This window comes from Streptomyces sp. NPDC024017 (assembly GCF_040638895.1).
Lineage (GTDB): Bacteria > Actinomycetota > Actinomycetes > Streptomycetales > Streptomycetaceae > Streptomyces.
Genome location: NZ_JBEZYZ010000003.1, coordinates 450,083 through 462,592, shown reverse-complemented (window position 1 = coordinate 462,592; position 12,510 = coordinate 450,083). Strand labels below are relative to the sequence as shown.

14 protein-coding genes and 1 pseudogene are annotated in these 12,510 nt (G+C 68.5%); 7 read left to right on the top strand and 8 right to left on the bottom strand.

Going from position 1 to position 12,510, the window contains the following annotated elements; translation table 11 throughout:
- Positions 1–11: 11 nt before the first annotated feature.
- From AB0G20_RS10415 to AB0G20_RS10400, 4 genes are all read right to left on the bottom strand, one after another.
- Positions 12–659, bottom strand: coding sequence for a (2Fe-2S)-binding protein (locus AB0G20_RS10415; protein ID WP_361298850.1), 648 nt, complete (start codon positions 657–659; stop codon positions 12–14).
- A gap of 526 nt (positions 660–1,185) precedes the next feature.
- Positions 1,186–2,322, bottom strand: a complete 1,137-nt coding sequence (locus AB0G20_RS10410) for an XdhC/CoxI family protein (RefSeq protein WP_361298847.1) — start codon at positions 2,320–2,322, stop codon at positions 1,186–1,188.
- Between the two features lie 313 nt (positions 2,323–2,635).
- Positions 2,636–3,658, bottom strand: a complete 1,023-nt coding sequence (locus AB0G20_RS10405) for a zinc-dependent alcohol dehydrogenase family protein (protein ID WP_361298844.1) — start codon at positions 3,656–3,658, stop codon at positions 2,636–2,638.
- Positions 3,659–3,725: 67 nt separating this feature from the next.
- The gene (locus AB0G20_RS10400; protein ID WP_361298841.1) at positions 3,726–4,958 is read right to left on the bottom strand and encodes an MFS transporter; all 1,233 of its coding nucleotides are present in this window, start codon (positions 4,956–4,958) and stop codon (positions 3,726–3,728) included.
- A gap of 136 nt (positions 4,959–5,094) precedes the next feature.
- Between AB0G20_RS10400 and AB0G20_RS10395 the strand changes: the two genes are divergently transcribed.
- The 3 genes from AB0G20_RS10395 (at position 5,095) to AB0G20_RS10385 (ending at position 6,788) form a co-directional block, all read left to right on the top strand.
- Entirely contained in the window at positions 5,095–5,997 is a 903-nt protein-coding gene (locus AB0G20_RS10395; RefSeq protein ID WP_361298838.1) for a helix-turn-helix transcriptional regulator, read from the top strand.
- Positions 5,998–6,064: 67 nt separating this feature from the next.
- Positions 6,065–6,595: an SDR family NAD(P)-dependent oxidoreductase gene (locus AB0G20_RS10390; RefSeq protein WP_361298835.1), complete on the top strand. Its 531-nt coding sequence runs from the start codon at positions 6,065–6,067 to the stop codon at positions 6,593–6,595.
- On the top strand, positions 6,567–6,788 hold the full coding sequence (locus AB0G20_RS10385; RefSeq protein WP_361298832.1) for a hypothetical protein: 222 nt from the start codon (positions 6,567–6,569) through the stop codon (positions 6,786–6,788). Before AB0G20_RS10390 ends, AB0G20_RS10385 begins: the two co-directional genes overlap by 29 nt.
- 186 nt (positions 6,789–6,974) lie before the next feature.
- Here AB0G20_RS10385 and AB0G20_RS10380 read toward each other — a convergent pair whose 3' ends face one another.
- Both AB0G20_RS10380 and AB0G20_RS10375 read right to left on the bottom strand, forming a co-directional pair.
- Positions 6,975–7,199 carry a hypothetical protein gene (locus AB0G20_RS10380; protein ID WP_361298829.1) on the bottom strand — a complete coding sequence of 75 codons (225 nt, stop codon included), beginning with the start codon at positions 7,197–7,199 and terminating at the stop codon, positions 6,975–6,977.
- A gap of 70 nt (positions 7,200–7,269) precedes the next feature.
- On the bottom strand, positions 7,270–7,839 hold the full coding sequence (locus AB0G20_RS10375; RefSeq protein ID WP_361298826.1) for a helix-turn-helix domain-containing protein: 570 nt from the start codon (positions 7,837–7,839) through the stop codon (positions 7,270–7,272).
- 87 nt (positions 7,840–7,926) lie between these two features.
- On the opposite strand from AB0G20_RS10375, the gene AB0G20_RS10370 reads away from it, so the two are divergent.
- Positions 7,927–8,850, top strand: coding sequence for an SDR family NAD(P)-dependent oxidoreductase (locus tag AB0G20_RS10370; RefSeq protein ID WP_361298823.1), 924 nt, complete (start codon positions 7,927–7,929; stop codon positions 8,848–8,850).
- A gap of 52 nt (positions 8,851–8,902) precedes the next feature.
- Positions 8,903–9,580, top strand: a complete 678-nt coding sequence (locus AB0G20_RS10365) for an epimerase (protein WP_361298820.1) — start codon at positions 8,903–8,905, stop codon at positions 9,578–9,580.
- Positions 9,581–9,816: 236 nt separating this feature from the next.
- Here the strand turns inward: AB0G20_RS10365 and AB0G20_RS10360 are convergent, their stop codons facing one another.
- Together AB0G20_RS10360 and AB0G20_RS10355 are read right to left on the bottom strand one after the other, a co-directional pair.
- Positions 9,817–9,978: a hypothetical protein gene (locus AB0G20_RS10360; RefSeq protein ID WP_361298817.1), complete on the bottom strand. Its 162-nt coding sequence runs from the start codon at positions 9,976–9,978 to the stop codon at positions 9,817–9,819.
- A gap of 337 nt (positions 9,979–10,315) precedes the next feature.
- Positions 10,316–10,807 (bottom strand): DUF6308 family protein, encoded by a 492-nt coding sequence (locus AB0G20_RS10355; RefSeq protein WP_361298814.1) that lies wholly within the window; start codon positions 10,805–10,807, stop codon positions 10,316–10,318.
- Between the two features lie 295 nt (positions 10,808–11,102).
- Here AB0G20_RS10355 and AB0G20_RS10350 point away from each other — a divergent pair, with 295 nt between their 5' ends.
- A complete protein-coding gene (locus AB0G20_RS10350; RefSeq protein ID WP_361298811.1) occupies positions 11,103–11,951 on the top strand; it encodes an alpha/beta hydrolase-fold protein in 849 nt (282 codons plus the stop codon).
- 130 nt (positions 11,952–12,081) lie between these two features.
- Positions 12,082–12,367: pseudogene (locus AB0G20_RS10345) on the top strand (transposase family protein); the annotation flags it as partial.
- Between the last annotated feature and the right edge of the window lie 143 nt (positions 12,368–12,510).

Sequence of the window (12,510 nt, the reverse complement as noted above, 5' to 3'; positions counted from 1 at the left end):
TCAGCGGCTCCTTACTTCCGGCCGGCGGTCTGCTCGACCGCGCGCACGATCTTCACGTAACAGCCGCAGCGGCAGATGTTGCCGCTCATCCACTCCCGGATCTCCTCCGCCGAACCGGTATGCCCCTCCTGGATGCAGCCGACCCCGGACATGATCTGACCGGGCGTGCAGTAGCCACATTGGAAGGCGTCCTCGTCGATGAACGCCTGCTGCAACGGGTGCAGTTCGTCGCCCGCGGCCAGGCCCTCGATCGTGGTGACCTCGGCACCCTCCAGACGCACCGCCAGCGTCAGACAGGAGTTCACCCGACGCCCGTCGACCAAAACCGTGCACGCCCCACAAGCACCAGCGTTGCAGCCCTTCTTGGACCCTGTCAGGCCGAAGTGCTCACGCAGCAGATCCAGCAGCGAAGTGCGGTTGTCCACGGTCACGGTCCTGCGGGTGCCGTTGACCGTCAGGGAGACCCGGCTCTCGGGCGGGGCCTCGGCGGCGGCCACTTCGTCCTCGACGAGCAGGGTGCCTCCGATCACACCGCCCGCAACGACGGCACCACCGACCACGGTGGTGGTGGCGATAAAGGTACGCCGGGTGGGCGCCGAGGACGGCTCGTCGACTCCGGTGGGGGGAGGAACAGAGGACTGGGGGAGTTCAGTAGACATTCGTACGCCTTCACATCACGGACGGATCAGCCGCGCACAGGGCTCTGCGGCAGCTCAAGCGGGAAGTCGTGCAGTACGGGATACGGAACGTGATCGAGCTGCGGTGTTTCAGGAAACCGGCTCAGCCGCGCATGAGGAAGGTCGTGTCTATAGGGGGCATAAACTCAACCCCCCTCCTGAGCAGGCTCACGACTACCCTCTGGGACCATGAACCCCTGACCCTCGGCGGCCAAGCCGACGCCCACTCGGAGATGGCACGCGTACTGACGTACCGGGTGCGACGCGGCCGACCTTGCGGGTGAAGTCGCGGTGCCACTCGCGCCCAATGCCGGCGGCTTCGAAGCGGAGGAAGTAGTAGTCGCCGGGGCGTGCGGCCGTCGCTGGCCGGTCGAGCGCCACGGACAGCCGACACGTCACCTCATTCAGGGTGGTGTTGTCATACACGTGACCCGTGAGGTAGCTGTCCGGTGCGACCCACTTCTTCCGCCGCGGGGAGCGCCGCCTCGGTGAGCACTCCATGCCCGGCTCACTTCATGGCTGCTCGTTCTCTCACGGCCGGCCGGTGGATCGGGCCGCTGGTCGACGACAGGGGCAGCCCGGTGCCCAGGTTGGTGTGGGCGATGATCTCCGCTGTGATGGAGACGGCGGTCTCCTGCGGGGTGCGGGCGCCGAGGTCAAGGCCGATGGGGGACCGCAGCCGGGCCAATTGATCCTCGGTGAGGCCGGCCTGCCTCAGTAGGTGCAGGCGCTCGTGGTGGGTGCGCCGTGAGCCCATCGCACCGATGTAGGCGGCAGACGTGCCGAGCGCCAGGCGCAGCAGGGGGATGTCGAACTTGGCGTCGTGAGTGAGGACGCAGACGGCGGTGCGTTCGTCCACCTCGGTGTGTTCCAGGTAGCGGTGAGGCCAGTCGGTCACGACCTCGTCCGCGTGCGGGAAGCGGGCCGTGGTAGCGAAGACGGGGCGGGCGTCGCACACGGTGATGCGGTAGCCGAGGAAGGCCCCGGCCTGGCTGAGGGCGGCGGCGAAGTCGACGGCTCCGAAGATCAGCATGCGCGGGCGGGCGGCGTGGACGTGTACCAGCACGGACAGCGGTTCGAGACAGTCCTCTCCCCCGCCGCCGGCCTTCACGCGTCCGGTGCGCCCCATTCGCATCAGGGCACGGGCCTGGTTCGCCACCGCCCGGTATACCGGTCCGCTGTCCATGGTCCCGTGGGCGACGTCGTCGTCGCCGAGGATGCTGAGAGTCGCGCCGATGAGGTGGTCAGGGCCGTCCACGATCTGTGTCACGGCGGCCGGTCGGCCCTCGGTGACCTCGGCGAAGGCGGCGGTCAGGTGGGGCTGCTGTGTGGGGTCGATCCGCTGGACGAGGACGTCCAGTTCGCCGCCGCAGGTCAGGCCGACGGCGAAGGCATCGTCGTCGGAGTAGCCGAACCAGGCGCGTTGTGGGGCGCCCCGGTCGTGGAGCACCTGTTGACACAGCTCGTACACCGCGCCTTCGACGCAGCCGCCGGAGATGCTGCCGACCGCGTTGCCCTCTGCGTCGACCGCGACCGACGTACCGATGGGCAGGGGCGCGCTGCCGGTGACGTCGACGACGGTCGCCAGGGCGAAGGGACGGGCTGCGCGGCACCAGCGGTGCAGTACGTCTGCGATGTTGAGCATGGGACTGCCTCCGGGGAGTGCTTCTTCGTGCGATGGGGCGGGCCGCCGCCGCACCCTTCGGGGAGCGGACAGCGGCGGCGGCCCTGGATGGCCCGGCAGCCGGACGTGATCGTGGACCGACCACCCGTGCCCAGGAGCACGGCTGGGTGAATCGCCATCGCCACAGGACGGGATGGCCGTACGCGGGGGCCGTCGCCCGCACGCGGTATGTCGCGCAATGGCGGTGACGGAGCGGCTGGGGAGTCGAGCTCCTCAGCCGCTCCGTCTGCTGCGGTGGTGGGGAGCGGGCGGAGAAGGGGTGTGAGAGGCGGGGTCAGAAGGTGAGAATCACCTTGGTGGCGCGCCGCTCGTCCATCGCCTTGTAGCCCTCCGGGGCCTGCTCCAGCGGCAGGGTGAGGTCGAAGACCTTGCCGGGGTCGATCTTGCGGTCCCAGATGAGCTGGATCAGGTCGGGCAGGAACCGGCGTACCGGGGCCGGACCGCCGAGCGTGTGGATGCCGGCGAAGAACAGCTCGATGCCGGGGATGGACACGTCGTAGTTCACACCCACGTAGCCAAGGTGCCCGCCGCCGCGGGTGGCGCCGACGGCCTGCATGAAGGACTCCTGAGTGCCGACCGCCTCGATGACCGAGTGCGCTCCGAGGCCGCCCGTGAGTTCCTTGATCTTCGCGACGCCTTCATCACCGCGTTCTTCGACGATGTCTGTGGCGCCGTAGTAGCGGGCCAGCTTCTGCCGCTCGGGGTGGCGGGACATCGCGATGATGCGCTCCGCGCCGAGCTGCTTGGCGGCCAGGACGGCCATCAGGCCGACCGCGCCGTCGCCGACGACCGCGACGGTCTTGCCGGGCCCGGCCTCCGCGGCGACGGCGGCGTACCAGCCGGTGCCGAGCACGTCCGAGGCGGCCAGCAGGGAGGGGATCAGCTCCGGATCGGGCTGCCCCGGAGTGGCGACGAGGGTGCCGTCGGCGTGCGGAATGCGGGCCTTCTCGGCCTGGGTGCCGATCGTCTGCGCGACGAACTCGGCGTGCACGCACTTGGACTGGAACCCGGCCTGACAGATCTCGCAGGTGTTGTCGGAGATGACGAACGACCCGACGACGAAGTCGCCGACCTTGACGTTCTTGACCTCGGAGCCGACTTCCTCGACGACGCCCACGTACTCGTGTCCCATGACCTGGTGGTCGGCGGGCTCGATGCCGCGGTACGGCCACAGGTCCGAGCCGCAGATGCAGGTCGCGGTCAGCTTCACGATGGCGTCGGTGGGCTCGACGATCTTCGGATCCTCGCGCTCCTCCACCCGAACGTCACCGGCCGTGTACATCACTACTCCACGCATGGTGGATCTCCTAGCTCTGTTGTGCTGGCGCCTGGGGCGCCGTTTCGTGTTAGTCGGTTTGTGGGGCTCACGCCGCCGGGCGCCGGCGCTGGGTGAGCGCGATGGCGATCGTGGGGACCAGGGTCAATGCGGCGATGACGGTGCCGATGACGGCGGGGCCCGCGGCACCCAAGGGGGATTCGAGGGCCACTCCGGCGATCCAGGAGCCGATGGCGGTGCCGAGATTGAACGCCGACACGGTCAGGGCTGATCCCAGGGTGGGTGCCTGGCCTGCGAAGCGCACCGCCAGGGCGATGAGGACCGGGTTCGCGCCCAGACCGAACAGTCCCAGCAGGGCGATCAGCGCGACCGTGGGCACGGCGTGGGTGGACAGCAGGCAGATCGCCAGCAGCAGGGCCGTGGTCACCGCGGGGGCCACGATCGTGATCGTGTGCGGACGACGGTCCCCCAGGCGGCCTCCCACCAGGAAACCTGCCAGGGCACCGACGCCGAAGCCGCCCAGCACCAGCGGCACCAGGGTGGCGGCCAGACCGGCCCGGTCGGTCAGCAACGGCGAGATGTAGGTGTACGTCGACAGCACGCCGCCGGTCGTGGTCGTGCAGGCCGCCAGTGCCAGCCACAGGCGCCCCGAGCGCAGAGCGGACAGCTCCGAGCGCACGGAGATCGCCTGGCCGCCGTCGGTGTCGTGCGGGACCTGGCGGGCGATGAGCGCCATGGCGCCGGCTGCGAAGACGGCCAGGGCCCAGAACGGTCCCCGCCAGCCCATGAGCTGTCCGGCGAAAGCACCCAGCGGCACACCGACGACGTTGGCGAGCATCGCCCCGGCGCCCACGACGCCCAGAGCACGGGAGCTCGCGGCGGGACCGGCCGCACGGGCGGCCACCACGTTGGCCACCGCCCAGAACGCCCCGGTCGCCAGCGCGGTCAAGAACCGCGCGGCCAGCAGCAGCGTGAAGCTGGAACCGAGCGCGACGATGACGTGTCCGGCCGCGAAGACACCCAGCGCGAGAGTCAGTGTCAGCCGCTGGGGCAGCCGCAGCGTCAGCATCGCCATCAGCGGCGCGCCGACAATCATCCCGACCGCGAAAACCGTGATCAGCAGCCCGGCCCGGGCCACACTGACCTGCACATCGCCCGCTATCTCCGGCAGCAGGCCCGCCACCACGAACTCGGTCGTGCCCATCAGGAACGTGCCCAGAGCCAGTACGTACACGACGAGCGGAAGCCGGGCGGGCGGACGCTCGCGGTCACCGGTGCGGCCGTCGGCGGGGGCGTGGAGGGCTCCTCCTCGCGTGGTCATGCATCATCTCCGCAGCGATCGAGATCGGGGTGCGCATCCCACGAAACCGCTCCATCCCTCCGCGCGGGAGGCTGCGTTTATGGGGGGTACAAGCTCAACCCCCCTTGCCCCGGTTGCGGGCCGTAGCGTGGGAAGCATGGAAAGCCGCTCCGACAACCGCGCCGACATCCGTGACTTCCTCGCCCGCCGACGCGCCCAGCTCACCCCCGAACAGGTTGGCCTGCCCACCAGCGGCCGGCGTCGCGTGCCCGGGCTGCGCCGCGAGGAGGTCGCCGTCCTCGCCGGGGTGAGCACCGAGTGGTACACACGGCTGGAGAAAGGCCACATCAGCGGCGTGTCCGAGGACGTCCTCGAAGCGGTGGCCCGCACCCTGCAGCTGAGCGACGACGAACGCATCTACCTGTTCGACCTCGCCAAAGCCGCCCATCCCAGCCCCGCACCCCGGCGCCGCCGCAAAGCCGTCGACGTCCCGCCCCGCGTCCAGTGGCTCCTCGACTCCATGACGCTGTCCGCGGCCTTCGTCAGCAACGGCCGCCTGGACATCGTGGCCACCAACGCGCTCGCCCGAGCCCTGTTCGCGCCGATGTTCGACAGCCACACCATCGGCGAGCGCAGTCGCCCCAACTTCGCCCGCTACTACTTCCTCGACGACGCCTCCCACGACTTCGTCGACGACTGGGACCGCGCCGCCAACACCACCGTCGCCCTGCTGCGCGCCGAAGCCGGCCGCTACCCAGGCGACAAGGCGCTGCGTGAACTCGTCGGTGAGCTGTCCACCGTCAGCACCGAATTCCGCACCCGGTGGGCCGCCCACAACGTGCGCATCCACCACGGCGGCGTCAAACGCTTTCACCACCCTGACGCAGGCCCCTTGGAACTCACCTACCAGCCGCTGGACCTGCCCATCTCCGCCCGCGAGGCGCACTCTTTGACCATCTACACCGCCCAGCCGGGCACCCCCGACGAAGAACGACTCAAGCTCCTCGCCAGTTGGACGGCCACCCCCCGACCTGCCGACTCGCTGCGTCGGCGGTCGTGAGCCGGGCGAGCTGGACCGTTGCGGTGCAGGAGATCCGAGATGAGGCGACGCCCGCAGGCCGGCGAGGTTGCGGTCGGCCAGCAGCAGGCCCGACTGCAGGGCGGCGGGCAGACGGCGAACAAGCTTGCTGAACCTGGTAGATGGCCCGGCGGCGCGTCCACTCCTCGAGAGCGCACCGTGCCGATGGCGCTCATCGGCATCAAACTGGTCGGGTCTCATCGTCACGGTCAGCTGCGCGGGCGTCGCGACGCCGGGCCGCATGCTCTCCCGCAGCGGACCACTGGACCTGGACGCCTCCGCCCGGGTGGTCGGAGTCAACCTCGTCGGCACCTTCAACGTCTTCCGGCTCGCCGCCCAGCGCATCGTCGAGTCCGAGCCCGTGGACGGCGAACGCGGTGTCCTCGTCGCCACCTCTTCGGTCGCCGCCTACGACGGCCAGATCGGCCAGGCCGCCTACGCCGCGTCCAAGGGCGAGGTGGCCGCCCTAACCCTCCCCGCCGCCCGGGAACTCGCCCAGCACCTCATCCGCGTGGTCTCCATCGCACCAGGCCTGGTTCGACACCCCGCTCATGTCAGGACTGCCCCAGGAGGCTCGTGACTCCCTCGGACGGCAGGTCCCTCACCCCGCGCGCCTCGGCGATCCGGCCGATTTCGCCGCCCTGGTGCGACACATCGTCGACAACCCCATGCTCAACGGCGAGGTCATCCGCCTCGACGGCGCCATCCGCATGGCACCGCGCTTCCGGAGGGCCCCAGCAGATTTGAGGGCCCAGGCCGAGGCGACCATTTGACGAAAGGTGAATGATGCTTCACTATGGTTCGACATGCAGTTCGGGGTCAACCACCTCGGGCACTTCGCGCTCACCGGCCTGCTGCTGGACCTGATGCGCAGTCGACTGGCCCCGTAGAGCACCGCACCGGACACCACGACGGGCACGGCTACGACGGAGCGGATCCCCTCCGTCAGCACGGGGCGGTCATAGTCGTGCGTGATCGAGCGGGCCGACCTGTAGTCGGCCACCTTGGCCGGCCGCCCCCGTGGTGAGAACCCGGCCGACCAGCCCGCCCTCGGCGCGCACCCTGAGGCGGCGCAGGCCCACCGTCCGCACACCGATGAACTGCGACAGGCTCAGCCGTGTGTTCTCCACCTGTCCGCCGAACAGGACGGGGATGCCGGAGTGGCCGTGGACCTGGCGAAGCACTTGCCAGAGCGCGTCGCCATCGTCGGACCGCGGAGGCGCACAGGACTGTGCACCCCTGCCGCGCGGTCGGTCAGCGTGCGGTGAGGCCGGTGAGCAGGAGGGCGAGCCATCGGGCACGGGCGGTGGGCGGCTGGTCGGCGGGGAGGGTGGAGAGCATCAGGTACAGGTCGTCGAGGGTGAAGTCGGCGCGCAGGCCGCCCTGGGCTTGTGCGGTGCGGATGAGCCGGTCGAGGGCCTGGGTGACGCGGGTTTCCACCTCCCGCATGGCGGGGTGGGCGGTGTGGTCGGCGCTGAGCGCGTACGCGGCTGCCTTGACGGCGCGGTTGTGGGCGACGGTGTCCATCACGCGGCTGAGGAAGCCGGTGAGCTCCGCCATGGCCGGGGAACCTTGGCCCTCGCGTCGCAGGCACTCCTCGGCGTCGTCGGCGACTGTTTCGAACGAGGCCGCGACCACGGCTGTGACCAGGTCCCTCTTGTTCGGGAAGTGCTTGTACAGGGTGCCGACCGCGACACCCGCGGCAGCGGCGATCTGCTCCATCGACACATCGGGCCCGTGCTCGGTGATCTGCTCATGCGCCGCGGTCATGATCCGGGTGCGATTGCGGGCCGCGTCGGCGCGCAGCGGTCGGGGTGAGGTCATGGGGCCCTCCGGAACCATTTGACGAAAGGTGAATATTGCTTCACCCTACATGGTGAAGCCCCATTCACGTTATGGAGATTGATCACCATGGCCAGCACCACCGACCGTTGGACCGAACAAAACATCCCCGCCCAGGACGGCAGGGTCGCTGTCGTCACAGGCGCCAACAGCGGCCTCGGGCTGCAGACCGCGCGGGCCCTGGCCGAGCACGGCGCGCACGTCGTCCTCGCCGTGCGCAACCCCGACAAGGGCCGCCAAGCCCTCGCCCGCATCCGCGAGAGCGCCCCGGGCGCCAAGCTCAGCCTCCAGCGCCTGGACCTCGCCAGCCTCAAGTCGGTACGCGCGGCCGCCGATGAGCTGCACACCGCACACCCGAAGATCGACCTGCTCATCAACAACGCGGGCGTGATGTACACGCCCCGGCAGAAGACCGAGGACGGGTTCGACATGCAGTTCGGGGTCAACCACCTCGGGCACTTCGCGCTCACCGGCCTGCTGCTGGACCTGATGCTGCCCGTGCCCGGCTCCCGGGTGGTCACCGTCAGCAGCTTCGGCCACCGCATCCGGGCCGACATCCACTTCGACGACCTGCAGTTCGACCGCTCCTACAACCGGGTTGTCGCCTACGGGCAGGCCAAGCTGGCCAACCTGATGTTCACCTACGAACTCCAGCGCCGCCTCGCCCCGCACCACACCACCATCGCCGCCGCCGCGCATCCCGGCGCGGCGGATACCGAACTTCAGCAGAACATGAGCGGCCTGGTGCGCAAGGGGGCCAACCTGCTCCAGCCTCTGCTGGCCCAGCCGGCCTCCATGGGAGCGCTGCCCATCCTGAGGGCGGCCACCGATCCCGCCGTCACCGGCGGCCAGTTCTACGGCCCCAACGGCTTGGCCGGAACCCGCGGATACCCCGAGGTGGTCACCTCCAGCAAGAAGTCCCACGACACCGCCGCCCAGAAGCGCCTGTGGGCCGTGTCCGAGCAGCTCACCGACGTCACTTTCTCCATCTGAGGCGCCCACCCGCGAGCCGGCCGACCAAGCCGTACGAGAGAACAGGAACACTGTGCGCGTCATCATCTTCGGGGCGACTGGCATTGTGGGCCAGGGGGCTCTGGAAGCCTGCCTGCGCGACGAGGAGGTCACCGACGTCCTCGTCATCGGACGCACCCCCACCGGCCGCACCCACCCCAAGCTCCACGAGCTCCGCCACGAGAACTTCACCGACTTCACCACCGTCCAAGACCGGCTGACCGGCTACGACGCATGCTTCTACTGCCTGGGCACCTCGGCCATCGGCATGAGCGAGGCCGACTACCGGGTCGTCTCCTACGACTTCCCGCTCGCCGCCGCCCGCGCCCTGCTGGCCGTCAGTCCCGGCCTCGCCTTCGCTTACGTCTCCGGCGTGGGCACCGACAGCACCGGCAAGAGCCGCATGATGTGGGCGCGTGTGAAGGGCGAGACGGAGAACGCCCTGCTGGAGCTGTCACCGCGGGCCCACATGTTCCGCCCTGCCTTCGTCCTGCCCCTGCCGGGTACCAAGGCGAAGGCCAGGGTCCACGTCCTGCTGTACCGGGTCCTCAGTCCGCTCTACCCGGTGGTGCTGCGGCGCATCGCGCCGCGCTACGTCACCACCAGTGTGCAGCTGGGCCAGGCCATGATCCAGACGGCCCGTAGCGGCGGGAGGCGCCGCGTCCTGACCCCGGCCGACATCAACGAAGCAGCCGCAGCCGCAACGCCATGACCGCCAAGGACACGCGCGCCGCGACTACTGGCAGCGGGTGCGGGGCCGTTGCACTGGGGTCGGTGACCGGTTCGGCCCGAGCCGTCTGCGGGAGTCCAGCTCGCTGGTGTGGCCGACCCCCGGCCCGTCCATCGGACGCCTCGTACCCTCGAGATCACGGCACCGGCGGCCGTGATCGCACTCGCCTGAAACCCTCACCGTCTGTCACCGACACCAGTTAACAATGCCGACGGGAATCAGTAGCCGGCGTTGCCCGACCGGTTCGAACCAGCGGCGACCTGACGCACCGAGGAGCCCTGCGTCAGCGCGCCGAGACGATCGAGGACATCCTGAGCGGCGTCCGCGTAACTGAGCCCCGCGGCGGTGGCGTTGCGCTGGAAGAGACGGAGCAGGGCCATTGTCGTGGAACTCCACACCTTGGCGTAGCAGGTCAGCGGGTCTAGGACGCCAACAAGCCAAGCCCATCGCGCGTCAGGCCAAGCACTCCGCTCAGTGCCAACTATCCCGCTTTTGTGCAACTAAAAAGCCTCGTCACAGCCCGTGTGACCAGGATCGCTAGTTGACACTGAGGAACGTTCGTGACCTGCGCTGATGCCAACTAGGTTCTGCGACTGGAAGTACGGAATCAGAGAGATAGTTGGCACTTTGGTACACCACAGGTCAGGGGGTGTTTCGCCGGGAGCAGGAGGCCAGCTTTCTACTGTGAGCGGAGACCCCGTGCGCGTCTGACGGCGGTCAGGCCCCGATGCAGCTTCTCTGCTGATGATCCGTGCGGTGATACATCCAGAGCACCACGTCACAGATCCGCAGCACACTGACGGTCTGAGGCAGTTCGGCGACCTGTCGTAGGGCAATCAGCTCGTGGTGGAGGGCCCAGTTGACGCTCCGCAGCGCGGCATGCAGGTCGAACCAGAAAGACTCGGGGCGGCCGAGGACGCATCGGACGACCTGGTCGTAAACAGGCACCAAATGCGGCCGCTTTCGGGCGAGGAGCTTGCCGGCCGTGACCCACCCGATTCCGGGCTGGTCGCGAAGAAGCTGCCAGGCGGTGTGTGCCGGCGACCCGTCTGCCAGATCAGCGGCCTCGACCATGTCGATGTCGACGCGGACACTTGTGAGCAGCTTGGACAGTCGGACACCAAGGTCACCTTCAAGGAGGTCCAGGGTAGCCTGGGCGGGAATCCCGACCGACAAGGTCTGCACCGCGATCAGGTCATCGGCGGTCACTGTGTTCGCGACTACCGGACGGTCTCCCCCACCAGCAAGGTTCTCAAAGCGACCATGAATGGCGCAGCTTCGTGTTGTGCTCCGGTGCCAAAGTGGCGCTGGAGGTTCCGTACAGCCTGATCAGAGGTGATGAGGGTCCTCAGACGGGTGAGTCAGTGGAGTAGCTGCGGACATAAGGCACTCCGAGGCTGGGTCAATGAGCCCTTTCCAACCTCGCCACTGAAGCTGCAATGTGGAGCGTCTGAACAAAAATCCCTTGCGGTCAAGGGTGGTGATCGCCCTACGGTTGCTCCTCGTGACCATCGAGATGCCCTACCGGCCACTTCCGATCGACCAGTCGGACGTGCGCTACGTCCACGGACTCGATTCCGCTCGGCAGCCGGGCATGCCCGCTGGCGAGACGGTCGCGTTCGACTGGAGGGACAGCGAGGTCTACCCGGGAACCTTCCGGAAGTTCTGGATCCACGTGCCTGCACAGTACGACCCAGCGGAACGGGCATCCTTGATGGTGTTCCAGGACGGATGGTGGTACCTGGACCCCGCAGGGGAGGTACGCGGCGGGATCGTCCTGGACAACCTCATTCACCGCGGCGACATACCCGTCACCATCGGCGTGTTCGTCGATCCTGGCGTCTTCCCCAACGCGGAGAACCCCGAGAACCGGAACAACGAGTACGACGCCTTCGACGACCAGTACGTCACCTTCCTCCTCACCGAGATCATCCCGCAGGTTGCGGAGCGCTATACCATCGCCCAGTCGCCCGAACAGTGGGGCGTCTGCGGCGGTAGCAGCGGCGGCAACTGCGCCTTTACCGCCGCGTGGCTGCGTCTGGACAAGTTCCGCCGCGTCATCGGATACCTGTCCAGTTTCGCGCAGATGCCGGACGGCAATCCCTACCCAGACCTCATCTCCCGCGTTCCGCGCAAGCCGCTGCGCATCTTCATGCAAGGCGGCCACCGCGACCTGCACTGGAATGAGCCACATGGGAACTGGCTCGCCGAAGACCTGCGTGTGGCAGCCGCTCTCGCCGAAGCGGGCTACGACTTTCGCCTTGTCCTGGGAGACGGCGAACATAGCCCCAACCACGGCGGCGTCCTGCTGCCGGACGCTCTGCGCTGGCTGTGGCGCACCACCGAAGATTGATCGATACCTGCTCATGCAACCTGGCGCCGGCTGCAGTGAGGAGGGGGCTGCGCCCTGGTCACATGAAGGTGTGAAGTTCCTGGTTGGCGAGTTCACGACCGAGATCACTCGCTTGACGGGGAGCATCGTCGTGCTTGCCTACCCGTCCGCGATCGACCTGTCCAGCTCGCACTTGCGCTTCCTGACCAGGCAGCTCACCGAGCGCCGCCGACAGGTCGGCACCCGCTGGCGGCGCCTGCCCCTGAATCGGCAGGCCTGCTCGTCCTGGCCCACCTGCGCTGCGGTGACACCTACACCCGACTGGCGGGCTCCTTCGGCATAGGTGTGGCCACGGTCTACCGCTACATCCGCGAGGCCGTGGACCTCCTGATCGCGCTGGTTGCCACTCTTCAACAGACCCTCAAACGTTCGGCAGCCAAAATCCAGTCGCCGCCCGCACCCCGCAGACCAGCGCCACGAACACTGGACTTGATGGGCTCCCCCACCACCGCCGAAGCGCCTTCGCTCGACATGACAGACCCGAGCAGTTCGGCGACTGAGCCCCCGCAAAGAGGACAGC